Annotated in this window: 19 protein-coding genes, 1 tRNA gene and 1 pseudogene; 5 read left to right on the top strand and 16 right to left on the bottom strand. The window is 61.3% G+C overall.

The window, feature by feature from the left end; genetic code table 11:
* The 6 genes and pseudogenes from BMON_RS08960 to BMON_RS08940 all read right to left on the bottom strand — a co-directional run.
* Positions 1-496 (bottom strand): amidase (locus BMON_RS08960; protein ID WP_034885510.1); only part of this gene is annotated, 496 nt, incomplete at its 3' end.
* 1 nt (position 497) lies between these two features.
* Complete coding sequence (gene gatC, locus BMON_RS08955) at positions 498-794, bottom strand: Asp-tRNA(Asn)/Glu-tRNA(Gln) amidotransferase subunit GatC (protein WP_033512792.1); 297 nt, start codon at positions 792-794, stop codon at positions 498-500.
* Between the two features lie 50 nt (positions 795-844).
* Complete coding sequence (locus tag BMON_RS10740; protein ID WP_407711992.1) at positions 845-1108, bottom strand: TrmH family RNA methyltransferase; 264 nt, start codon at positions 1106-1108, stop codon at positions 845-847.
* Positions 1109-1176: 68 nt separating this feature from the next.
* A pseudogene (locus tag BMON_RS10735) lies at positions 1177-1645 on the bottom strand (RNA methyltransferase); the annotation flags it as partial.
* A 30-nt stretch (positions 1646-1675) separates the two neighbouring features.
* Positions 1676-2344 carry a type I phosphoribosyltransferase gene (locus BMON_RS08945; RefSeq protein ID WP_033512865.1) on the bottom strand — a complete coding sequence of 223 codons (669 nt, stop codon included), beginning with the start codon at positions 2342-2344 and terminating at the stop codon, positions 1676-1678.
* 152 nt (positions 2345-2496) lie between these two features.
* Entirely contained in the window at positions 2497-3837 is a 1341-nt protein-coding gene (locus BMON_RS08940; protein WP_033512789.1) for a DNA recombination protein RmuC, read from the bottom strand.
* A 130-nt stretch (positions 3838-3967) separates the two neighbouring features.
* Here BMON_RS08940 and BMON_RS08935 point away from each other — a divergent pair, with 130 nt between their 5' ends.
* On the top strand, positions 3968-4843 hold the full coding sequence (locus tag BMON_RS08935; RefSeq protein WP_033512787.1) for a hypothetical protein: 876 nt from the start codon (positions 3968-3970) through the stop codon (positions 4841-4843).
* Between the two features lie 26 nt (positions 4844-4869).
* Here the strand turns inward: BMON_RS08935 and BMON_RS08930 are convergent, their stop codons facing one another.
* The 4 genes from BMON_RS08930 to BMON_RS08915 all read right to left on the bottom strand — a co-directional run bounded on the left by BMON_RS08930 (position 4870) and on the right by BMON_RS08915 (position 11199).
* Positions 4870-7569 (bottom strand): ATP-dependent Clp protease ATP-binding subunit, encoded by a 2700-nt coding sequence (locus BMON_RS08930; protein ID WP_033512785.1) that lies wholly within the window; start codon positions 7567-7569, stop codon positions 4870-4872.
* A 164-nt stretch (positions 7570-7733) separates the two neighbouring features.
* Positions 7734-8549 carry a fumarylacetoacetate hydrolase family protein gene (locus BMON_RS08925; protein WP_033512784.1) on the bottom strand — a complete coding sequence of 272 codons (816 nt, stop codon included), beginning with the start codon at positions 8547-8549 and terminating at the stop codon, positions 7734-7736.
* Between the two features lie 206 nt (positions 8550-8755).
* Positions 8756-9679: a YggS family pyridoxal phosphate-dependent enzyme gene (locus BMON_RS08920; protein WP_033512783.1), complete on the bottom strand. Its 924-nt coding sequence runs from the start codon at positions 9677-9679 to the stop codon at positions 8756-8758.
* 203 nt (positions 9680-9882) lie between these two features.
* Positions 9883-11199: a glutamate--tRNA ligase family protein gene (locus BMON_RS08915; protein ID WP_051918052.1), complete on the bottom strand. Its 1317-nt coding sequence runs from the start codon at positions 11197-11199 to the stop codon at positions 9883-9885.
* A 320-nt stretch (positions 11200-11519) separates the two neighbouring features.
* On the opposite strand from BMON_RS08915, the gene BMON_RS08910 reads away from it, so the two are divergent.
* Positions 11520-11592 (top strand) — tRNA-Lys (locus BMON_RS08910).
* A gap of 135 nt (positions 11593-11727) precedes the next feature.
* Here the strand turns inward: BMON_RS08910 and BMON_RS08905 are convergent.
* The 6 genes from BMON_RS08905 to nagA form a co-directional block, all read right to left on the bottom strand.
* Positions 11728-12882, bottom strand: coding sequence for an IS1249 family transposase (locus BMON_RS08905; RefSeq protein ID WP_081883033.1), 1155 nt, complete (start codon positions 12880-12882; stop codon positions 11728-11730).
* A gap of 74 nt (positions 12883-12956) precedes the next feature.
* Entirely contained in the window at positions 12957-14333 is a 1377-nt protein-coding gene (locus BMON_RS09360; protein WP_051918051.1) for an EF-hand domain-containing protein, read from the bottom strand.
* A gap of 332 nt (positions 14334-14665) precedes the next feature.
* Positions 14666-17716 carry a glycosyl hydrolase gene (locus BMON_RS09755; RefSeq protein ID WP_081883032.1) on the bottom strand — a complete coding sequence of 1017 codons (3051 nt, stop codon included), beginning with the start codon at positions 17714-17716 and terminating at the stop codon, positions 14666-14668.
* 388 nt (positions 17717-18104) lie between these two features.
* Positions 18105-18317 carry a hypothetical protein gene (locus tag BMON_RS08890; protein WP_033512782.1) on the bottom strand — a complete coding sequence of 71 codons (213 nt, stop codon included), beginning with the start codon at positions 18315-18317 and terminating at the stop codon, positions 18105-18107.
* Positions 18305-18445 carry a hypothetical protein gene (locus BMON_RS10065; protein ID WP_156098640.1) on the bottom strand — a complete coding sequence of 47 codons (141 nt, stop codon included), beginning with the start codon at positions 18443-18445 and terminating at the stop codon, positions 18305-18307. The genes BMON_RS08890 and BMON_RS10065 overlap by 13 nt, the downstream gene beginning before the upstream one ends.
* A gap of 60 nt (positions 18446-18505) precedes the next feature.
* Entirely contained in the window at positions 18506-19750 is a 1245-nt protein-coding gene (gene nagA, locus BMON_RS08885; RefSeq protein WP_033512780.1) for an N-acetylglucosamine-6-phosphate deacetylase, read from the bottom strand.
* A 296-nt stretch (positions 19751-20046) separates the two neighbouring features.
* Here nagA and BMON_RS08880 point away from each other — a divergent pair, with 296 nt between their 5' ends.
* The 3 genes from BMON_RS08880 (at position 20047) to BMON_RS08870 (ending at position 22844) form a co-directional block, all read left to right on the top strand.
* A complete protein-coding gene (locus BMON_RS08880) occupies positions 20047-20835 on the top strand; it encodes a FadR/GntR family transcriptional regulator (protein WP_152595772.1) in 789 nt (262 codons plus the stop codon).
* 157 nt (positions 20836-20992) lie between these two features.
* Positions 20993-21907, top strand: a complete 915-nt coding sequence (locus tag BMON_RS08875; RefSeq protein ID WP_033512779.1) for a DUF4862 family protein — start codon at positions 20993-20995, stop codon at positions 21905-21907.
* Positions 21900-22844, top strand: coding sequence for an ROK family protein (locus BMON_RS08870; protein WP_033512778.1), 945 nt, complete (start codon positions 21900-21902; stop codon positions 22842-22844). Before BMON_RS08875 ends, BMON_RS08870 begins: the two co-directional genes overlap by 8 nt.
* The last annotated feature ends 34 nt before the right edge of the window (positions 22845-22878 follow it).

Genomic DNA, 22878 nt, shown 5'->3' with positions numbered 1-22878 from the left:
CCGAAGCCGAGCCGCCGCCGGAGCCGCCGGGGACGCGCGTGGTGTCCCAAGGATTGTGGGTGGGACCGTAGGCCGAATGCTCGGTCGAGGACCCCTGCGCGAACTCATCGAGGTTGGTCTTGCCCAGCAGCGGCATGCCCGCGGCCTTGAGCTTGGTGATCACGGTGGCGTCGTAGGGCGGAATCCAGCCCTGCAGGATCTTCGAGGCGGCGGTGGTCTCGATGCCCTTGGTGACGATCATGTCCTTGATCGCGATCGGGACGCCGGCCAGCTCGGGCAGACCCTCGGTCTCGCCCGCGGCCTTCTTGGCGTCGAAAGCGTCGGCCTGCTTGAGCGCCTCGTCCGGGACGACCTTGAGGAACGCCTTGATGGCGGGCTCCGCGGACTCGATGACCTTGAGATGGGCCTCGACGAGCTCACGGCTCGACACCTCGCCGGATGCGACCTTGGCGGCCATTTCGGCCGCGGTTAACGTAACGATGTGGGTATCGCTCATTTCACTCCTCCCCCAGCATCCGCGGGGCTTCGAACATGCCGTCGATCGCGAGCGGCGCACCTGACAGGGCCTGCTCCTGGGTCAGCGGCGTCTCGGCCACATCGGGGCGCATGTAGGCCTCGAGTGGAATCGGGTTGGCGGTCGGCAGCACGTCATCGCCGGCGACCTCCTGCACTTTATTGATGGCTTGCGCTATGACGTTCAATTCACCCTGAAGCCGGGTGATTTCCTGATCGGTAAGGGCGATTCGGGACAACGATCCCAAATGCTCGATCTCCTCGCGAGTAAAAGTAGACATGGCGTTAACTATATGAGCGGTATGTGACGTTCATGTTCTCCGTCGTCGGGCTACTCGGCGCTCACCCCGGCGCGCTGCGCGATCCATGCATGCATGGCGACGGCAGCCGCCGCGCCGGCGTTGATGGAACGCACGGAACCGAATTGGGAGATATAGACGACGTCGTCCGCTAGCTCGAGCGCCTTGGCCGACAACCCCGGCCCCTCGGCCCCGAACAACAGCAGGCAGCGCTGCGGGAACCGGTAGGTCTCCATGGGCACGGCGCCGGGGACGATGTCGAGTGCGATGATCCGCGAGGCCCGGCAGGCGTCGATGCGTTCGCGTTCCCGCTGGCGTCGCTCGGGTGTTGCGGCGTCACGCTCCGCCCGTTGGGCGTCTTCGAGTTCGGCGGCGATACGCGTATGCCAGGAGTCGATGAGCTCGACGATGCTGGGGTGATGCTCGATGTGCTGATACAGCTCGGTCATCAGCGCGCCCTTGCGGTTCCATTTGTGCGGGCCGACGATGTGGACCCTGCCGGCGGCGAACGCGTTGGCGGTGCGGACCATGGAGCCGATGTTGAAATCGTGCGTCCAATTCTCGATGGCGACTTCGAAACCGTGCCGGCCGCAGGCGTCGAGATCCTGGCGGATCGCTTCGACGCTCCAATACCGATAGCGATCAAGGACGTTGCGGCGGTCGCCTTCGTCGAGGAGCGCGCCGTCGTACCGAGGGTCGTATCCCGGCGCGTTTGCATCGTCGGGTCGGGGCTCATCGGGATGGTCCTGGCCCCACGGCCCCACGCCGATGCGGCGGAATGTCGGTTCCCCGGAGGCCTTCGCGGCCGCGGTGATTGGATTCGGTGCTTTCACTGTCGTGCTCCTTCCGGTGCCGATACCGGACTATTCGGCGGAGCCGCGAAGCTCGTCCTCCGTGAACGCCGGGACGAAGGGGATCTCGTGCGACTGGTCCTCGATGGTGTCGATGACCTTGATGACGCGATGGCTCGATGCCGACCGATCCGTTGCCGACCGTTGCACGGCGCCGCCGATCAACGCGGCGATGGCGACCACTTCGGCGTCCTCATGCCGCACGACGCTGAAATCGAGACTGAGTTCGTTGCCGTTGCGCAACGTCACCAGCGACGAGGTCTGCACGTAGGACTGTTCGGACAGCCAGGCGTCGAGCAACACCACGCGTCGATGCGCGATGGATGGCCCCTTGATTGACGGGTAGACGAAATCCATCATGAATCCGTCGATATCATACCCACGGCGGGCCGCCGCATGGATCATCGCGTCGACGAGTGGCACGGCCGCTGCGGTCAGGGCACCGACCATGTCGAAATCCTCGCACCCCAAACCGGAGGCCTGCAGGGCATCGAGCAAGACGTCGCCGACGAGGATGGCGCCACGGTGATCGAAGGTCACGCCGTACAGTTCGTTGAACGGCTTGTCCGCCGTCGCGGCGCGGAGCAGACCACGCAGCTCCTCGCGGCCGTCCTGCGGACCGCGCCCGCCGGAATTGCTCTCATACGTGGACCCGTTGCCGTCATTGCTGCTCTCGTTCATGGTGCTCAAGCCTAATCACCGTCCTCGTCAACGCTCCCTCGTCAACGCTCTTGGATGGGCTCGGGTGATCGAATCGGAGTGCCTAATCCTGGTGATTCACTCCTGGTGGTTCACTCCCCGGCGCTCACTCTTCAGCGCTCATTGCCCGTCGTTCACTCCTCATCACCGCTGTGCAGTTCCGGCGCGGTGAGCTCGCGCAGATCGCCCTTGTCGGATTCGATGATGGGCACCGGCGCGATGACCTTGCTCTGGTCGATGGTCTGGAGTTTGCGGGCGGTGACGAGCACGCGCGATTCCAACGACGAGGCGAACTGGTTGTAGGACGTCACCGTTCTCGCGATGGCGGTGCCGAGCTTGTTGGCCCGTTCGCCGAGCACGGAGAAGCGCTCGTAGAGTTCACGCGACAGGTCGAAAAGCTGCTTGGCGTCATCGGTCAGGCTCTGCTGCTGCCAGGCGAAGGCGACGGATTTGAGCACCGCCCACAGGGTCACGGGCGACGTGAGGGCCACCTTGCGTGCGAAGGCGTCGTCCATAAGCGTCGGATCGGTTTCGAGGGCGGCCTGCAACAGCGCCTCGTTCGGTATGAACGCGACCACGAAGTCCGGGGCCGTGGGGAAGGCGTTCCAATAGGCCTTGTCGCCCAACACGCGCACGTGCTCGCGCAACGCTTTGGCGTGCGCATGCATGAGGTCGTCGCGCCGTGCCAGATCCTCGGGCGAGGCGGTTTCGGGGATGGCGCAGGCGCGCTGGTAATCGGAATACGGGACCTTGGCGTCGATCGGGATCGACTTGCCGCCCGGCAGATGCACGACCATGTCCGGCCGCTGGGTGTGTCCATCACCATCGGTGACGACCACCTGGGTGTCGAAGTCGACATGTTCGAGCAACCCTGCGGATTCCACGATATTGCGCAGCTGCGCCTCACCCCAGGCACCGCGGATCTTGTTGTTGCGCAGTGCAGCCGACAACGAGCTGGTCTCCTTGTCGAGCCGGCTCTGCTGCTCCCCCAGCCCCTTGAGCTGTTGGCCGAGCGCGCCCATCTCGTGCTTGCGCCCCTCCTCGATCAGCCCGACCTTGTGCTGCAGGGCGTCGAGATTGCGCTGCACGGGGGCGAGCGCCTCCAACACCTTGCTTTGTTCCGACATGCTCTTGGCCTGGGCCTCGCGCTTGCGGTTCTCCTCCTCCTGACGCCGCTCACGCTCGTGCTCGAGCCGAATCTGCTCGGCCTGCTGAGCCTGGGCCAGCTGGGATTTCACGAAACCGAGCTGCGCGGCGAGCCCCTCGCACTGGGCCTGATACTGGGCGTTGCCCGCCTTGAGGTCGGCATTGCGCGCGACCGCGGCGACCAACTGCGCACGCTGCTCCTCGAGCTGGACCGCACCCGAACCATGATCGGCGTCACGTGAGCGCGACCTGCCCCACATCATGCCGGCGAAGAAGGCCAGCGCGGCGACCAACAGCAATACCACCAGGGTCATAGGATTATCGAACATATGTTCTATACAACGTCATGCCGTGGACGCCGAACACGTGATGGGTGCCCGAGTTGTGCAAGAACCGCAATGCTTACGCCACACCGCCGCGTCGCCGTGCCACAATGGACGGGGATATGAAGGAGGGGCAGTGGGATTCGATCTGTTTATGGCCGTCGTGGCCATCGTCGCGGCTTCGTTGCTCACATGGAGGATTCTTCGCTGGTACGTCGCACCGTTCGCGGCGGCAGGGGACACACCCTCCGGCGACAAGGCTCCATCCGCTGCGGACAGCGCGGCGCAAGCACAGCCGCCCAGCCCTTCCGACGCCACACATGACGCCCTCAGATCGTTCATCATCGCCGCCGTGCTCACGATCCCGGCCCTGCTCATCAACGTCCTGCACAACATCATCCTGCATGGTCTCACGCCGTCGAGCGTCTCATCCATGTCACTGCCGTTGTGGACGGCGAATTCATGGCTGCAGGTCATCGTCATCACGCCGGTGCTGTTCTACTGCGGCACGCCCATCGCCGTCGAAGGGTGGCTGTCGCTGACCCGGCACGCGCCCGATCTCAATACGCTGATCGCGGGCGGCGCGGGAGCGGCCTATATCTACAGCCTCGCCCTGACCATCATGGCCCCGATCCTGCCGACCGATCCCGAAGGACCGTATTTCGGATTCGCCGGTCTGGCCGTCACCTTGGCCCTGCTGGGGCGTCTGCTTGAAATGCGTGCGCTGCTGCGCCACGGCCGCGCCACACCGCGGTGGGGCCTGCCCGCCGAGCAATGGCATTCGAGGCGAGTCTCGGCACCGGCATCGGTCGAACGCTACTACCGGCTGACGATGTTCGTCGTCCCCACGGCCCTGATCGCCACCACCTGGGCATTCGCCCTGTTCATCGTCTTCGGCCCGCAACCGCGACTGGCCCGGGCCGTCGTCATCGGCTTCTCCGTACTGATGGTCGCCGGATTGGCGTTGGCCGCGACCAAGGTCGTCGTGGCGTGGAAGTTGCTCCACGCCTGAGGACCCCGGCCGCGGCCGATTGGGGATCAGTGCCCGTCGGAGCCGTCGTCGTCCAGCGGATCCTCGGGCATGGTGCTGAGCTCGAGGTGATCGCCGCCGGTCTGGTCGACCAGCACCGTGTCGCCGTCGTGGACCTTGCCCGCGAGCAGCATACGCGCCATCTGATCGCCGACCTCGGTCTGCACCAGGCGGCGCAGGGGACGTGCACCGTATGCCGGGTCGTACCCGGTATCGGCCAGCCACTTGCGTGCCGAATCGGTGACGTCGAGCGTGATCCTGCGGTCGGTGAGACGCGCGGCCACCTGCTTCACCTGGATGTCGACGATGCCGCCGAGCTCCTCCCGGGTGAGCGGATGGAAGATCACCAGATCATCGAGACGATTGATGAATTCGGGCTTGAACTGCGCGTGGACCGCATCCATCACGGCCTTGCGCTTGGCATCCTCATCCAGATCGGGCTGCACGAGGAACTGCGAGCCGAGATTCGAGGTCATGATGAGGATCGTGTTCTTGAAGTCCACGGTCCGGCCCTGCCCATCGGTCAGCCGGCCGTCGTCGAGGACCTGCAGCAGCACGTCGAAGACTTCGGGGTTGGCCTTCTCGACCTCGTCGAACAGCACGACGGAGTAAGGACGGCGCCTTACGGCCTCGGTGAGCTGGCCGCCCTCCTCGTAGCCGATGTAGCCCGGCGCGGCACCGATCAGGCGGGATACGGAGGCTTTCTCCATATACTCGCTCATGTCGATGCGCACCATGGCCTTTTCGTCGTCGAAGAGGAAGTCGGCGAGCGCCTTCGCCAACTCGGTCTTGCCCACGCCGGTGGGCCCGAGGAACAGGAACGAACCGGTCGGACGGTTGGGGTCGGAGATGCCCGCACGCGAACGGCGCACGGCGTCCGACACGGCCGTGATGGCCTCACGCTGACCGATCACGCGTGTGGCCAGATGGTCCTCCATACTCAGCAGCTTCTCGTTCTCGCCCTGCATGAGACGGCCCACGGGGATGCCGGTCCATTCCGATATGATGCCGGCCACGGAATCGGCGTCGACATGGTCGGGAACCATGGGTTCGGACGAGGGTGCGGCCTCCTGAGCCGAGTCCTCGGCAGCGGCGCCAGCGGCACCAGCGGCATGCGCACCGCCCGTGCCGTCGGCGCCGGTTCCACCATCGGCCTCGGCGAGCGCCAGCTCCTTTTCAATCGCCGGAATCTCGCCATACAGCACGCGGCTGGCCTGCTCGAGCTCGCCTTCGCGGGTGAACTTGTCGGCTTCGACGCGCTTGGCGTCGAGCTGGGCACGCAGTTCGCCGACCTTGTTGTGACCGGCCTTCTCGGCCTCCCAGCGTGCCTGCAGACCGCCGAGACGCTCACGCGCATCGGCCATGTCCGCTTGCAGTTTTCCGAGCCGTGCCTTGGACGCCGGATCCTCGGCCTTCTTGAGCTGCATCTCCTCCATTTCCAGACGCGTGACCTTGCGCTGCAGCTCGTCGATCTCCTCGGGCTGCGAATCCAATTCCATGCGCAGATGCGCCGCGGCTTCATCGACCAGGTCGATGGCCTTGTCGGGCAGCTGACGGCCGGAGATGTACCGGTTGGAGAGCGTCGCGGCGGCCACGAGCGCGTCGTCGCCGATGGTCACCTTGTGGTGGGCCTCGTAACGCTGCTTGAGTCCGCGCAGGATCGCGATGGTGTCCTCCACGCTTGGTTCACCCACGTAGACCTGCTGGAACCGGCGCTCGAGGGCCGGGTCCTTCTCGATGTTCTCGCGGTACTCGTCGAGCGTCGTCGCGCCGATCAGACGCAGCTCGCCACGTGCCAGCATGGGCTTGAGCATATTGCCCGCGTCCATGGAGCCCTCGGCCGCGCCGGCTCCGACGATCGTATGGATCTCGTCGATGAAGGTGATGATCTGCCCGTCGGCGTTCTTGATCTCCTCGAGCACGGACTTGAGGCGTTCCTCGAATTCGCCGCGGTACTTGGAACCGGCCACCATCGACCCTAGGTCGAGGCTGATGAGCTTCTTGTTCTGCAACGTGGTCGGCACGTCGCCGGCGACGATGCGCTCCGCGAGGCCTTCGACGACGGCCGTCTTGCCGACGCCGGGTTCGCCGATGAGCACGGGGTTGTTCTTTGTGCGCCGGGACAGGATCTGCATGACGCGGCGGATCTCCTGATCACGGCCGATCACCGGGTCGAGCTTGCCCTCCTTGGCGGCGGCGGTCAGGTCGGTGGAGTACTTCTCCAAGGCCTTGTAGCTGCCTTCGGCGTCGGGGCTGGTGACTTTCCTGCCACCGCGGATGCCCGGCACGGCCTTGCGCAGCGCTTCGGGGGTGACCCCGTGGGACTTGAGGATGTCGGCGCTCTGATTGGGCGCGGATGCGGCGATGCCGATGAGCAGATGCTCGGTGGAGACGTATTCGTCGCCCATCTGCTGCATCTCGCGTTCGGCCTGGGCCAGCGCCGTCGTGAGCTGACGACTCGCCTCGGGCTGGGCGGTCGTGGATCCGGTGGAGCTCGGCAAGGCGACCAGTGCGTTGCGCACCGCCGCGCCGATGGCCTGGGTGTCTCCCCCGGCGGCCTGGACGAGTGCCGGGATCACGCCGTTCTGTTGGCGCAACAAAGCGTCGACGACGTGCAGGGTGTCGACCTGTGCGTTGCCGGCCGCCGATGCGCTTTGTATGGCGTCGCCGATGGCCTCCTGGGCCATGGTCGTGAACTTATGTTCCATAGGTACCTCCGTAATGTCCCGACCGAGCGTCGCGCACCACGAGGTCCGCGACGGTACGGTCATCAGTCGTTATCTGCTATGGACAACACCGTATGGCACCATACTATTCCCAAAACTTGAGTCATGTCCACTCAAGTTTGGATGTGAGAGGGATATCGCGTGGTTCAGCCGCGCACGACGACGTTGCGCAGCGAGCCGATGCCCTTGATGGTCACGACCGCCTCGTCGCCGGGCTTGAGGCTGCCGGTGGCGTTGGGCGTGCCCGTCATGATGACATCGCCGGGCAGCAGCGTCGCGAAACTCGAGATGGCCGCGATCTGCTCCGGAATGCCGTGGATCAGCTTCGCCGTCGTGCCGGAGGCCCCGGGCACATCCTCGCCGTTGAGCGTGAACGAGATAGCCGCGTCTTTCCAGTCGAGTTCCGTCTGGATCCACGGGCCCAGCGGGCAGGCGGTATCGAAGCCCTTGGCCCTGGTCCACATCGGGTCCGAGCCCTGCAGATCACGCAGCGTCACGTCGTTCACGCACGTGAAGCCCAGCACGTAGTCCATGGCGTGCTCCACAGGCACGTTCTTGGCGATGCGCCCGATGACCACCGCCACCTCGGGCTCATAGTTCATGTCATGGGAAAACGAAGGGAACACGATGGGGTCGTCCGGACCGATGACGGAGGTGCTCGGCTTGCCGAAGATCATCATGTCCTCGGGCGCATGCGCGACCTTCGTCATGCCGTGCTCATGCATGAACACCGCGTGCGCCTCGTAGTTCTTGGCCAGGCCGTAGACCTTCGAGGGGATGACCGGGGATAGCAGACGGATACCTTCGCCATCGATCGGGTAGCGTTTGCCCGTCGGCTGCATGGCCTGCGAGTTGAAGGGGAAACCGGACAGGGCGACGAGGTAGTCCTTCCCGTCGCTGTCATCGGTCTGCACGAACGCGTATTGGGGAACGTCATTAAGTGAAAAGCGAGCGATTCTCATATGCCCAGCCTACGCCACGCACTTCACCACGTAACATCCGGGACACATATGGCGCCGCCCGACGCGCGCTCGGCGCCTTCGCCTGACATGCGCATGGCACAACGGGCGACCACGACCCGCGACGAACCATCGTGCTTGCCGTCGACGAACGCACCCGGCTGCGTACCTGCACCGCGTGCGGCCGCGCGGCGAACCCCGTCTCAGACTCAGATGAAGGCGCGCTGCCCGAAGATGCCCGTGCCCACGCGCACGATCGTCGACCCCTCGGCGATGGCGTACGCCATGTCGGCGGTCATGCCCATTGACAGCTCGCGGCAGTCCGCCGTGCCGGGATCCTGCGATTCGAGAAGCTGATCGCGCAGACGCCGCAGATGCTCGAACCCGCGACGGATGACGATCTCATCATCGACATGCGCGCCGATCGTCATGAGTCCGCGCAGATGAAGCCCGCCCATGATGCCGATGCGCCTGGCGATGTCGATGGCGTTCTTCGGATTGCACCCGGATTTGGCGGCCTCGCCGGATTCGTTGACTTCGAGCAGGACGCCGACGGTCAGTCCGCGCGCGACGGCCCGCCGCGAGATTTTCTCGGCGAGCGCCAAGGAACCCACGGATTCGATGGTGTCGACGACGGGCAGCACCTTGCCGATCTTATTCGGCTGCAACTGTCCGATGAGATGGAAGTCGACGTGGCCAGCGGCGCGTGCCCCGGCCGGCGATTGTCTGTCGTTTGATTGCCTGACGCCTGCAGTGCCCGCGGTATCTGCAACAGCGGACGATTCGGCCGCGGAGACTCCCGTCCCGGCCGACGACCCGCCGCCGTCGGCACGCCCGATGGCCAACCCCCGTTCGGCGCACTGGCGACGCAGACCCGCGGCCTTCACCGCGACCTCCTGCGGACGATTCTCACCGATCAGCCCGATGCCGGCGTCGATGGCGGCCATGATCTCGCCGACGTCACGCGTCTTGGTGGCCGCCTCCAGACGGACCGAACCCGCGGGACGCTTCGAGGAGCGTTCGGCTTCGGCCACCGCGTCCATCACCCGTCGCACCGAACCCGCGATCTCCTTAGTGCGCTCGGCGGTGATGCGTTCGTTCGCCAGATCCTTGTGGTCCATATATGCCGTCATACGTCCTCCTCTGCCACCGCCCATGGTAGCCACCGGGCAGAACCCGGCCGAGAAGGCACGGTCACGCGCCGCCACGGCACCCGATCCGGTCGGGCCGCCCACGGGTTCGGCGACGGACCGTGACGGACCGTGGCGGATGGCTCAGGCATGCCGGCATCCGATACGAGACCACACACCGTGCCCCGGCAGTTCGCCCGTCGTATCTATATCCGTCCGATCCGACCGAGGGCCGCCGGGTCACGCAACACGTGATCACGACGGACCCGCGCGACCTTCTCCCACGAGAACGCCGCGAGCGCCTCCCGCGCCGACATCGGCCGCGGCTCGCCATGTGCCGACATCGGCAACGACTCGACCCGCTCCGCTTCCCCGTCATCGTGCACGATCCTCTGGTCGCGTTCGGACATCGCTTGGCGCGTGGGACTCTCGTCAAGCGCGGATTTCTCGCCGTGCCCGAGACCCTCGTCGTGCTCGGACCTCTCGCCGCGCGCAGAACTCTCGCCGTCATCGCATAACCCCAGCATCCAGGCGCAGTACCCGATGATCTGCTCCGGCTCCACCCCGTCGCTGCGCAACATGCCCAGATCATACGACCGTTCGCGTTTGGCCAGACGCCGGTGAGCACGGTCATCGACGAGCAGCAGATGCGCATACATGGGGGTTGCCGCCGAGGCGGCCGTCGTGGCAACCGGGCAAGCCCCCGCCGCATCCGCCCCGAAACCGCGGTCGAGCAGTAGCCTTCTGATCCACATCTGCAGAGCGGTGGAGGGCAGCAGATCGCGGCCACGCACGATGTCGTCGACGCCCATGAGCAGATCATCGACGACCACCGCCAGCTGGTACGAGAACAGGCCATCCGAACGCAATACCACCGCATCGCCCACGTCGCGCGACAGCACGAAACGCTGCGGGCCGAACACGCGGTCCTGGAATGTCACCGAATCACCCATGTCGCCGGTATTGCCATTATTGCCGCCGCTGACGTCGCAGCAGTCGCAGCCGTCGCTACGATTCTTGCCGCTATCGCCGTCATCTCCCGCATGACCGACTGCCGGCACGGCGACACGCCAGGCATGCCGATCTCCTCGTTCCAGGCGCAGCCGCACGTCATCGGGGTCGTCGGCCCACCGGCGCCGACACGTCCCGGGGTATACGGAAAAGCCGTCACCCTCCTGCGGGGCCGATGCTGCACGGATGTCCGCCCGCGAGCAGAAACACGGAAAAACCCGGGATTCCCCAAGGCCGCCATCTCCCCGTAAGGTCCGAAAAGCCTCCCGATAGAGATCGTCGCGGCGTGACTGATACACCGGATCGCCATCCCAGTCCAGTCCGAGCCATGCCAGATCGTCCATGATCAACCGGTCGGCATCGGGTACCACACGCGGGGTGTCGATGTCCTCGATGCGCAGGGCGATCCTTCCTTGTGGTTGCGAACGCGCGGAAAGCCAGGCTGCGAGCATGGCGTAGACGTTGCCGATATGCATGCGACCGGATGGCGTCGGCGCGAATCGACCCGACATGGCGAACCTCCCTGCGACTTCGGCGCACGCTGCCAGCGCGCTACCGGCACACTATCGGCATACGACCGGCACGCGGTCTGAGTACCTGTTGCAGCACACCGCATGTCCGCAATGACCGACGACTCAACGCCGATTACCGATACGGCGACGCGCCAAGCGCGGTGGCGATATGCGATACGTGATAGCGATATGTGATACGGCGCCAGAATACCCGTGCACCTCGTCACCCATGTTCACCGTGCCGCGCACGTCACGACACACCGATTTGCACTCCACATATTTAGTAGTAGAGTAATCACTTGGTTCGTACGCTAGCCAACGCCCCTGTAGCTCAGTTGGTTAGAGCAGCTGACTCTTAATCAGCGTGTCCGGGGTTCGAATCCCGCGGGGGCACCGAATAGAAAAACCCTAGCTTCGGCTAGGGTTTTTCTGTTCTCTCTTATCTCTCTTACAGACTGCTACGCCGACGCGCCTACGCAAATACCGCCGTGCCTGGCATATAGGAACTAAACGTGTTGTTTTAGGCTTCTAGTCCGTGTTGTTTGGGTGGCGTGTGCTGGTGTGGAATTCGTTCCAGTCGATGCCGGTCCCGAGGGCAGGTTGGATCATGTCGGCGTGGTCGTCGTGGTGTTCGCGCGTCCTGTTCCTGCGTTCGTGTTCCTTGAGGATGCGGTGGGTGTCGGGGTCGGCGCTTTTCATGTAGCAGTACCATTCACAGGCGCGTCTCATGTGTTCCGGTGGAAGTCCGCGGTGGTTGAGGAGCATGAGCTTGAGCTTGGCGTTGACGCCGCCCTCGAGCCGGTTGCTGTCGCGGGCGACGGACCCGTGTTCGAGTAATTCGGGGTCGAGGAAGCAAAACAGGGTGCCATTGCGGAAGAGGCGTTCGAGCTGGAATAGGCGCAGCGGCAGGTGGGTCCACCACCATCCGCCCCTGCTTGTGGCTGCCCTGGGGTCGTCCGGGTTGTCCTTGGCGAAGGTGCGTTCGGCCAGCATCGTCTTCCAGCGTTCGTGCCATGCGTTGAGCGCCTCGCCCCACCGGACCGCGTCCTCGGGTTCTCGGATGCGGGTGAGCGCGTCGGCGAGTCTCTTGAGCTCCCGTCCGGCCTGCAATCTGGGTTTGGAGGTCAGGTCGGCCCTGGTGTCGCGCTGCACGTGGATGAGGCAGCGTTGGATGCGCGTGCCCGGCCATGCCTCGGCGCAGGCCTTGCCGATGCCTTTCATGCCGTCGCAGATGAGCACGTCGGGAGGTGCGATCCGTTCGAACAGGGCCTTGTAGGCGGCCGCGCTCTCGCGGTCGCACCACTGCCAGGCGAGCATCTCACCGTCTTCGCCGTCGATCGCGACCAGCAGGCACCAGCCGTTCATGTAGGTGCCGTCGGCCATGACCGTATGATGCACCACACCGTCGGGTTCGATGCGCGGGGCGAGCTGCCAGCACCAATCCACGCGTTTGCGGAAGTTGCGCGCGCTTTCCGCGCGCCTGCGTTGGGGTGCGGCCCCGAGCAGCCAGTCGAGGAACTCGTCCAGCTGGCGCCGACGCGCCCTGTCGGCCCTGGGCGCCGTGGAAGTGAGCGCGCATGTGGCGCAACGCCATCGTTGGGCGCCCGAGGCGCTCCTGCCGTGTTTGATCATCGCGTTGCCACACACCGGGCATCTGCGCGCCCTGACTGATTTCTTCCTCATGCCCGCGGCATACCCCACACCACGGAAAACACACCGCATTAACGGGACGGCACAATAAAGAACCCACGACACGCCTACTGCCATATGATATGAGCAGCAAGATAAACAACACGTTTAGTTCCTATATGCCGGATTGACGAACCAGTGCGCGCCATCTGCCATCTGATGCCGGAGACGTTGCTGCCGTTGGCAGGCTTGCTCGGCTCGGAAGGCTTGCCAGCGCTCGCTGGATCTGATGGCTGAGTGTCACCGGCTGGCTTGTCCGCCTGATCTGGATCATCAGGATCGTCTGAATCATCAGGCAACGGCTGCATATCGAATTGCACTTGCGCATGCAGAGGGTCCGCCTTGCCGTTGAACTGGTAATCGTAAGTGACCAAGCCATCTGGGTTGGTCGCGGTTAGCACGTCGCCATCCAAAGTGCCACTCTGTACATTCGAGATACGCGTCACGTCAATGCCTGGAGCGGTTTTCGTCAGATTCAGAGTGGTTCCAGCCACTGGACCGTACAGTTGTTCGGCAAGATCAATGTCATGCTCCTGCTCTGGATTGGCAAAATCGCTCAGCCACAACAGACGGTTCTTCTTGGCGAACAGCTCCAGTAACTTCTCGTTGTGGCTGACATCCACAGAAGTCAATTGATTGCCTTCAGTATCCAGCCATGTGAGCGCGGCATTCTTGCTGACGTCTAGAGATGTCAGCAGATTGTTGTTGAGATTCAGATAATCCATTGCAGTGAGGCCACTTACATCAACGGATGTGAGTCGGTTGCCATCAAGCTCAATGCCAATAAGCACGCTGTTAGAGCCCAAGCCCACAGATGTCAGCTGGTTATTGCTCAGATACACATACTCAAGCGCGGAAAGAAGCGCTAGGTCAAGCTCGGTCAGCGCATTGTTTCTGGCATAGATCTCCTTGAGCTTCGTGTTGTGGGTCAAGTCCAGCGAAGCAAGTTGATTGTTGCTCAGATGCAGCTCTTTGAGCGCGGTGTTCTGGCTGAGATCTATTGAAGTCAGTTGGTTGCGGCTAGCATTCAGCATCTTCAGCGCCGGGTTATGACTCACGTCCAACGACGTCAATTGGTTGCCGCCGATGATCAGATACTCGAGCTTAGGGTTGTGGCTCACATCGATTGATGATATTTGATTTCTCCTAATGTTCAGATCTCTGAGCACTGGGAAATATTCGATTCCCTGAACGCTCTTGATGTTGTCTTCAAAGGACACGATTGTATCTATTTGGTACAGCTCCTCTTGGCTGAAAACGCCATCGCCATCGAGATCGTATTCCTTAAGCAGTGTACGGAATTCCTCGTCTGGGAAATGCGCGGCATCCGGTGGCACGCCCGTCTCGTCTGCCACTGCGCTCACGCATGGAGCGACCAGCATGGCCGCTGGAATCATAACACTTGCCGCGCGCCGCATGATGCGCATGATGTTTGGAGTATGCATATCGATGCTCCTTTGCCTTGTCTTCTCTCATCTTTCATCTTTAAAAGAAATTCTGCTGTCAAAATACAGTAATAATGCCGTTTCTGACCGTTTATCCAAGGCTGACATGGCTGAATCTGCCGCGCTAGTGGAGGAGCGCCACTTGAGCGGGTTCGTATTATTGTTTGATTTTTGCTGCACACCTCGCTGTTGAATTGTATTTTCGCTGGGCGGGGGCCTTTTCCTCCGGGAGGCGGAGTATCTTCCGCTATTTTCTGCGGTACATACATCGCTTCCCAGAAGATTAGGCCCCCGCCCAGCGAAAATAGGAATGCTGATTCGAGCTTTACCGATTACAGCTGTTTCCGCTGACGAGCCCAGGCGAGCATTGCCGCGCCGGCGACCATCAGCGCTGCCGCAACGGCCGCAATCATGGTGATTGGCGCACCGATGCTTGCCACTTGCTGCTCTGCAGCAGTGCTGTTGCCGGCTGGTTTGCCGCTATCCGTTGGCTTATTCGCATTTGCGGAATCCGAGGAACCCGAAGTATCCGCAGAGTCCGCAGGCTCACTTGGCTCCTGCGCATCAGCTGGAGCGAAGGTGACCGGGCAAGTGGCTGGGTCTCCGTTCGCAACGTCCGCTGAATAATCCGGCGTTTCCGTAGGTTGGGTTGGCTCGGACGGTTCTGTTGGCGTTTCCGGCTTGGTGCTTGATCCGGAATCGGCATCGGCATTGTCAGCTGGAATGACACGGATGTCATCAATACCGAAGTTCACGGCAGGGGAGTCGTTGTTCCAGGTATTGCCCGCGATGACGATTTCCTTGATATGCGCGAGGTCATCGGCAGTCATTGGCTTGCCTTTATTGTTCTCTGGCCAGCTCTGCGTGAGCGACGGGTTGTTCAGCAGATCGATTTCGATGTTGTTCCAGCCCTCCGGCATCGCAGAGTCAAGCTTCTGATCAACATGGAAATACTTGCCGTCAGCAGTGCCAATCTGCATGGCCATCGCGTTGTTGGAACCGTTGTTCTTCAGGCGGAACGTCAGCTTGCGCTCGCCGCTCCAGGAGTTGCGCGTCTCGTCATTCGCAATGTAGGCCGCAACGTCAAGCCAGCCGCCGGCAGGGTTTGAGTACTGCAAGTACTTGTTGCCGTCAGACTCGGTTTCCAACGTCAGCGCATCGGTGTGTCCGCGGTTGCCCCACGCTTCCTTCAGCGCAGCGGTGTCCGCGTAGGATTCGAAGTCGTCAATCGTGATCGGGTCGGCGTCCGCTGGCTCGGTAGGCTGCTCATCCGGCACGTAAGGTGCGCGCTCGCCAACGAGCTTGATTGAGTCGAACACAATGTCACCGGTGCGCGGGCGGCCGGCGTTGTCATGCAGTTCGTTGTCGTTGTCATTCACGTAGATCGCGAAAGAGCCCACTTCGGAAAGCAGTTGCTGATCCGGCGTCTTGCCTGCGTTGGCGGTGTCCCAGCTGGCAACGTTCCACACGCCTGGCTCGTCGAACGGCAGGTCGATGACCTGTCCTTCCGTTCCGGTGAGCGAAGGGTACGCCTCAAACGTGACGCCGTTCGCGTTCATTTGGATGACGAGTTTGTGTCCGGAACCGTCCGGCTTGTAGTACATGCTGATTCCGGTGTACTTTGACCAGTCGCGCTTCGGATCGAACGAGCGCGCGTAGCCGGTGTAACCTGGGTTCGCGTTGTAGTCGTAGTGCAGATCGACGGCGTTTCCGTAATCCGCGCCCTGAGGGCTGCTGACGAGCGTGAAGAATGCGCTCTTGCCGTTGTTTGGCGAGTACGCGCTGTTGAGCGCATCGTTGTTGTCATAGGAATCGAAATCGTCGATGACGTTTTCCGCCACCGCTGGCGCTTCGCCGAGCTTGATTTCCACGGTGCCGTCGGTGCCGTCCGGAGACTTGAGCAGCGTGCCGTCGTTGAGCACGATTCGTGGAGTCAGGCGCAACGTTGCGTTGTCGTGTGCGATGCCCGCTTTGTCAAGGTCGAGCGTGCCGGTCAGATAGCCGTTGCAAGTGTAGGTGAGCGGCACGGTGACGAAGTTGCCATCCGCATCCTTATGGTCGGTCACTACTGCGGTGGCGTTCGTGTATGGAGCTTTGTCCGTGTTGTCGAACTTGAGTTTTCCGATGTTGACGTCATCCACTTTGACTCGTACAGGAATCGTGTTTGTAGTGACGCGCTCTGAATTGACCGGTGTGACGATGCGCGCGATTCCTGGACGCGCGGTGACAGCTGGGGCGCTCGAATAATCGACATTCTCAGGGCTCGCCATCAGCTTGTCCGAGCTGTTCGCGAACTGCACGAACTCAGGTTCCGCGTCCTGTCCTTTCCAAGGCGTGTACGCTTGGAAATTCGAGCCGGATCCACCGAAGTTCGCCCACGTCATCATATACGCGGTGTTTGGCGCGTCCTTGCTGAGCGCGTCGCGCACTTCGGTGAAGAACTGCTTGTCCTTTGTTGGCGTATCCTTTTTGAAACCGCGCTCGTCGCTACGGCCGAACTCAGTGAAAGCGACGATTTTTCCGCGTTTGGAGGCCTCGTCGTTGAGCATTTTCATGTCCTTCATCACTGGCTCGAGCCATGCGGAGGCGTCATCCTTTGTGTTGTCACGGTCATAGGTGTCGTAGCCGAGCACATCCACATAGCCGTCGCCTGGGTAGGTCTTCAGATACGCGTTCGCGTCACCGTCGAGGGTGCCGCCTGGCGAATACGCATACAGGAAGTTGTGCACACCTTTGATATCGCGCAGATAATTGACCGTGTAACGGAACAGCTCCTTGTACTCATCTGCCGTCGCGTGCGTGGCGCCCCACCAGAACCAGTTTCCGGTGTTCTCATGCAGTGGGCGGAAAATGATTGGGATCTGCGTGCCGTCCGCGCGCTTTGACTGCTCGGCCACTGCTGCAATGCCGTCGAGCATCGTGTTGAGTCTGCCGGAGTATTCACCGCCTGGCAGTAGCTCGCGCGCGACGCGTGTGGTGTCATCATAGTTGCCGCCGGTTTTTGGATTGTTCCAGTGCGCGGAAATCGTTACGATGGCACCGAGTTCGTCGGCTTTGGCGATCTCATTGGCGAGCGCTGCCGCATTGGCTTGCTGGTCTGATCCGTTGCCTGGCTTTTCGCGGCCTTCGAGCACAAGTCCAGCGTCCCTGCCGAATACTGCTGGATATTTCCCAGTCATTTCATACACGTCGCCGTGCGTTGTGGTTTCGCTGATCGCTTCATCAGTTACATGCTGCTGGCCGAAGCGCACTTCGCCGGCTTTTGTGTCACGCAGATTTGCGAACAGCGCGCGCGTTTCCGCCGTTGCGTGCACATCGCTGATGTTGATGGTGTTGGTTTCCTCCGCCACCGCTGTGTTTGCGAGCGCCGCCGTGCTGAGCAACGTTGCGGACGCCGCGCACAAAATGCAATCAATTTCTTTCCTACTGACTGTGTCACGGGAATCCTTTCATCTTCCTTTGATGAACGAGCATTCGTCTTTGTATGCTCATGTCCCGCAGTGTAATCACTTAAACGGTTAAGTGCATCCGCTGGTTTTTCAGTTGGCGTTTTCGAGTTTTACTGAGATCACTTGGTTTGCGGAACTGAAATCGAAAAATCGAATGCGTCAGAAACTATGTAAACTGTAGCAATCATTCCGTGAAAATCTCAGTATTCGGTAACGGGAATCTCGATGTTCGGTTATGCGATTGATTCCACAATCGAAAAACGGCGGCCGCAGTCCATAAGAACTGCGGCCGCCGCGTTGGTGTGTTTGTGAGGAGAAGGAATCAGCCGACGATGGTGTCATCAGGGGAGAGCAGGTTGCCCTCGTCATCGAAGTTATTCATCAGGTCACGATATGGATCGTAATCCGCGGTGAACATCTCTTTGTCGACGAAGTTGTCAAGTCGGGTCGCGTCATCGTCAGTGCGGTTGATATGGCGGATCGCCTGATGGAAACGTTCGCGCACGGAATCGCCAAGCTTGGTCAGATGGGCCACGATGTCAGCCTCTTCCTTGGTGAAGCGCGCGTGGTCTTGCCGCCGTGGTGCGCCTGATAGGCGTGGTCGATGATGTGGCCAAGCTGCTCGTCGGTCACGTCCTGTGGATTGCTGTTCTTATCTGTCATGATTGGTTGCCCTTTCAAGTTTGCGGTTGTGTTGGTGGATTATAGGATGAGCGGAAACGGTTACTTCATAGGACGTCCCGCACACCATACGTGCTCGACTTGCCACTGGGCTGGGTCAAGCAACAGTACGTCAGCCGCGTATCCTGGCGCAATGAGTCCGAGCGGCTGATTGGTGATGGCGTTAGGTTTGTCAAGGCCGAGCGCCTTTGCCGGCACGAGCGTGGCCGCCGCTACAGCAGCTGTCTCGGAGATTCCCAGCACTTGGACGGCGCGCTGCACTGCGCGTTCCAGCACCAGAGTGGAGCCGGCGATGGCGCCGTTCGAGACCAGACGGGCATGGCCGTTTTCAACGACCACATCGAGTGCGCCAAGCTGGTAGTTGCCGTCAGGGCAGTCGGTTGCCGCCATGGCGTCGGTGACGAAAGCGATTCGTCCTGGTGCGAAGCCGAACGAAAGCTCAACCATAGGATTCTGCACGTGGAAGCCGTCGTTGATCAGCTCGATGGAGACGCGCGGGTCTTCGACTGCGGCGGGGATTGGGCCAGGCGCGCGGTGCGCGAGACCGTTCATTGCGTTGAACATATGCGTCATCAGTGTGGCGCCCGCGTCAAAAGCGCGCTGTGCCGTTGCGTAGTCCGCGTCGCAATGCCCTACTGCTGGCGCGACGCCGGCTTCGGAGAAGCGGTGGATGGCGTCGAGTCCGTGAGGGAGTTCTGGCGCGATTGTGATCTGGCGCAGACTGCCGTCCGCGGCTTCAAGCAGCGCGTTGACCAAGTCCGGCGTAGGGTCCCGCAGGCACTGTGGGTCATGTGCGCCTTTGCGTGACAGCGCAAGGAACGGACCCTCCAGATGCGAGCCAAGCACATCAGGACGTTGCGCCATCGCCTCATGCACGTTGCGCAGATTCTCGCACATCGTATTGATTGGGTTTGTGATCAGGCTGAGCACCTGACGTGTTGTGCCATGCACCATATGCCCTGCGCGGGCAATCATGATTCCTTCGGCGCCATCGTCAAAGGATTTGCCCCATGAGCCATGCGCATGGATGTCCACATAGCCCGGAGTCATAATCATGCCGTAGGCGTCGGTGAGACGTTCGCCTACGCCGTAATGCTCGATTGCGCGTTCGAGTTCGTCATCGCTTGTGCCGGTCGCAACAATGGTGTCGCCATCAGCAACAATCCAGCAATGTTCAAGCACACCGCGTGCGTCGACGCGCCGCGCATTGCGGATCGCCCACGGACGTGGCTGCTCGTTGAATGATTGCGCGATGGCTTGTGCCACCTGTACGCGTGTTTGTTCCATATCATCACCTCATTGTGAATGCTCGATGCCTATGATACCGCGTTCAGTGGTCAGACGTCAGACAAGTTTGTGGGCGTGTCGCGCTTTCTTGCCGCCTGAACAAGGGCAAAACGTTGCAAAATATGAGACTTTGGCTTGCTGGAGGTCCTGAGGAGAGTTATTATTTTTTCGTAAGACGTCTGATGTCTAGTGGCCAATGGCGGTTATGAGCGCATTCAGCCGTTTTATCGATACATCGAACGTGACACGTTACCAGACCAATGGAGGGGCGTATGAGTACGCAAGAGGGCGTGGGGATGGCGGCCCCGACTGAGCGCAAAGGTTACACTGACCGCGAAATGCAGGCACTGGCTCGACTGCAACCGGGGGCTTTGCCGCAGACGGCGATGCGTAGCCGATGCGATGTGACCATGGATGCCATCAAATCATACATTCTCAAAGAGCGGCTGCAGCCAGGAGACCCGCTTCCAACTGAGACCGAACTGTGCGACGAAGTGGGGGCCTCCCGCTCTTCGGTGCGTGAGGCCGTACGAAAGCTTGAAGCGCTGAACATTGTGAAAGTGGAGCACGGTAAAGGCACGTTTGTTGGTTCGCTGTCGCTTGATCCGATGGTGGAGACCCTCGCGTTCCGCTCAATGGTTTCGGTTGGCAAGAATTTCACCGATCTGCAGGATGTTGTGGAGCTGCGCAGGTTCCTTGACCTCGGATGCGCGGATGAGGTGTGTGCCAGATTCAAAGGGACCCAGCAGCCTGAGCTGCGTGCGCTCGCTGATAGCATGATTGAGGCCGCTGACAATGGCGAAGATTTCCTCCATGCGGACATCGCGTTCCATATGGGTCTGCTCCAGCCGCTTGACAACACCGTGGCCAAGCAGATGGTGCGTTCGCTGTGGCTCGTGCATATGGCTGTGCTTCCGCAGCTGGGTCTTGCGCCGTCAGAGAAAATGCTCGATACCGCCGAGGCACATCGCCGTATGCTCGCCGCTGCCGTTGAGGGCAATCCGCATATGTACCGCGAGGCTGTGGGCCAGCATTATCAGCCAATCGAATCTATTCTGCGCGAACACATCAAGCCAAATAACTAAATACATATTTTTCATCACATCAATGCAAAGCTGCGCGGCTGGAATGTCATTCCAGCCGCGCAGTTCATGTCAACACGCTGTTAGATGACCATCGTAGACATCAGATGTCTGATGTATGATGGGCTTTACGATGTCTCGTGTATTTCAAGGAGGAAATATGGAGCCGGAATTCATCGTTGGCGCCTACGCATCATTGCCACAAGGACGCCCTTCCCAGGAAATGTACTATGTTTTGCTCGGCGAGAAGCCATGGATCTCAGGCACGGAAATACCGTATCCGGGCGATCTCGCAGATAAAGACGACCGCCATTGGCTGGCCACACATCTGCCTAAGCATTGGCACGCGAACTCGGTCACAGCGATTCCAGGCACTATGCAGCATGTGAAGAAGAATCCGTCATTTGGCCTTGCTGGCCCTCAGGAGGCTGGACGCCGCGCGGCGATCGGTTTCTTTGAGGATCTGCGCCGTGCTGTTGCGGATGTCGCGGAAATCCGCGGTTCGCAGGATATTGCGTACATCGAGTTGCACAGCGCTCCAACGCGCATCGCCGCCCGTGAGCGTATGGCGGAGTCGTTGAGCCTGCTGAAGAGCTGGGATTGGAGCGGAGCGCAGCTGGTCATCGAACATTGCGACCGCTATATCCCAGGCCAGGCGCCAGAAAAGGGATTCCTCTCTCTTGATGACGAAATCATGCTGTGCAAGCAGCTCGGCATTGGTCTGACCATCAACTGGGGACGTTCCGCTGTTGAAGGCCGTAGCGCGCAGACCGCCCTTGAGCAGGTGCAGCAGGCCGCCGCTGCGGGCGTGCTCACCGGATTGATGTTCTCTGGTGCGGGTCCAGAAGAGACCCAGTACGGTTATCCATGGATTGATGGGCATCTGCCAATGAATCCGGATGAACCAACATCGCTGATGGACGCCACCGCGATCCGTCAGTGCGTGGCGGCAGCGAAGACGCAGCAGCATCCGCTCTCCTATGTGGGCGCGAAGGTGTGCGTGCCAAAGGACGCTTCACTTGACGAGCGTGTGCAGTATTTGGCCCATATCCACGAGGCGGTGGGAAATGGCTGAGCTCCTCACATTCGATATTGGCGGCACAAAGATCGCGAGCGCGTTCGTGCGTCTTCCTGAAGAAGGCGACGCGCCCGTTGTGCTGCTGCGCGATGAGATTCCGACGCGCGCTGCCGAAGGCGGCGACGCGGTGCGTGAGCGTCTGATGGAGTTCGCTTACCAGCAGCTTCAGCTCGCTGGAGAGCATGGCATTGTGCCCCGCGGCATTGGCATAGCCGCTGCGGGCGTGCCGGATAGCAAGACCGGCGAGATCATCTCAGCTACTGATTTGCTGCCTGGCTGGAAAGGTCAGCAGATTTACCAGGCGCTTCATCAAGTGACTGTTTTGCCGGTGTATATGGTTGGCGATGTTGTGGCGCATGGTCTGGGCGAAGCCCAGTATGGTGCGGGACGCACTTCGCGCATCATGCTTTCCATTGGCGTGGGCACTGGCATTGGCGGTGCAATCATCATTGATGGGCAGCCGTTCTTTGGCGCGCATGGCATGGCGGGGCACGCAGGCCATGTGGCAAGTCCGCTTGGCGTGGGCGTGCTGTGCTCATGCGGCACCACGCAGGGGCATATTGAGCCGGTTGCGAGCGGCACCGGCTTGGCTACGCTGTACAACATACGTACGGACGGCAGTCAAGTGCACAACGGCGGCGAGGTCGCCGCGCTCGCCAATGACGGCGATGAGACCGCGATTTCGGTCATCAAAGATAGCGCGCACGCACTTGGAGTGTGCATTGGCGGCATGGCGAATCTGATTGATCCAGACGGCATTGTGGTGTCCGGATCAGTCACGAAGGCTGGCGCTGACTGGTGGAGCGCACTGAGGATTGGCTACCGTGAATCAGCGCTGCCACTGTTGCGTGACGTGCAACTGCGCGAAGGTGAGCTCGGCGGTGATGCGCCGCTCATTGGCGCCGCCGTCGCTGCGAGCCAGACGATCAACTGACACGATTTTTATTCCAATGGAAAGGACATGCAAA

It is taken from the genome of Bifidobacterium mongoliense DSM 21395 (assembly GCF_000741285.1).
Taxonomy (GTDB): Bacteria; Actinomycetota; Actinomycetes; order Actinomycetales; family Bifidobacteriaceae; genus Bifidobacterium; species Bifidobacterium mongoliense.
The sequence above is the reverse complement of the archived record's forward strand: the minus strand, read 5'-3'. Positions and strand labels throughout refer to the sequence as shown.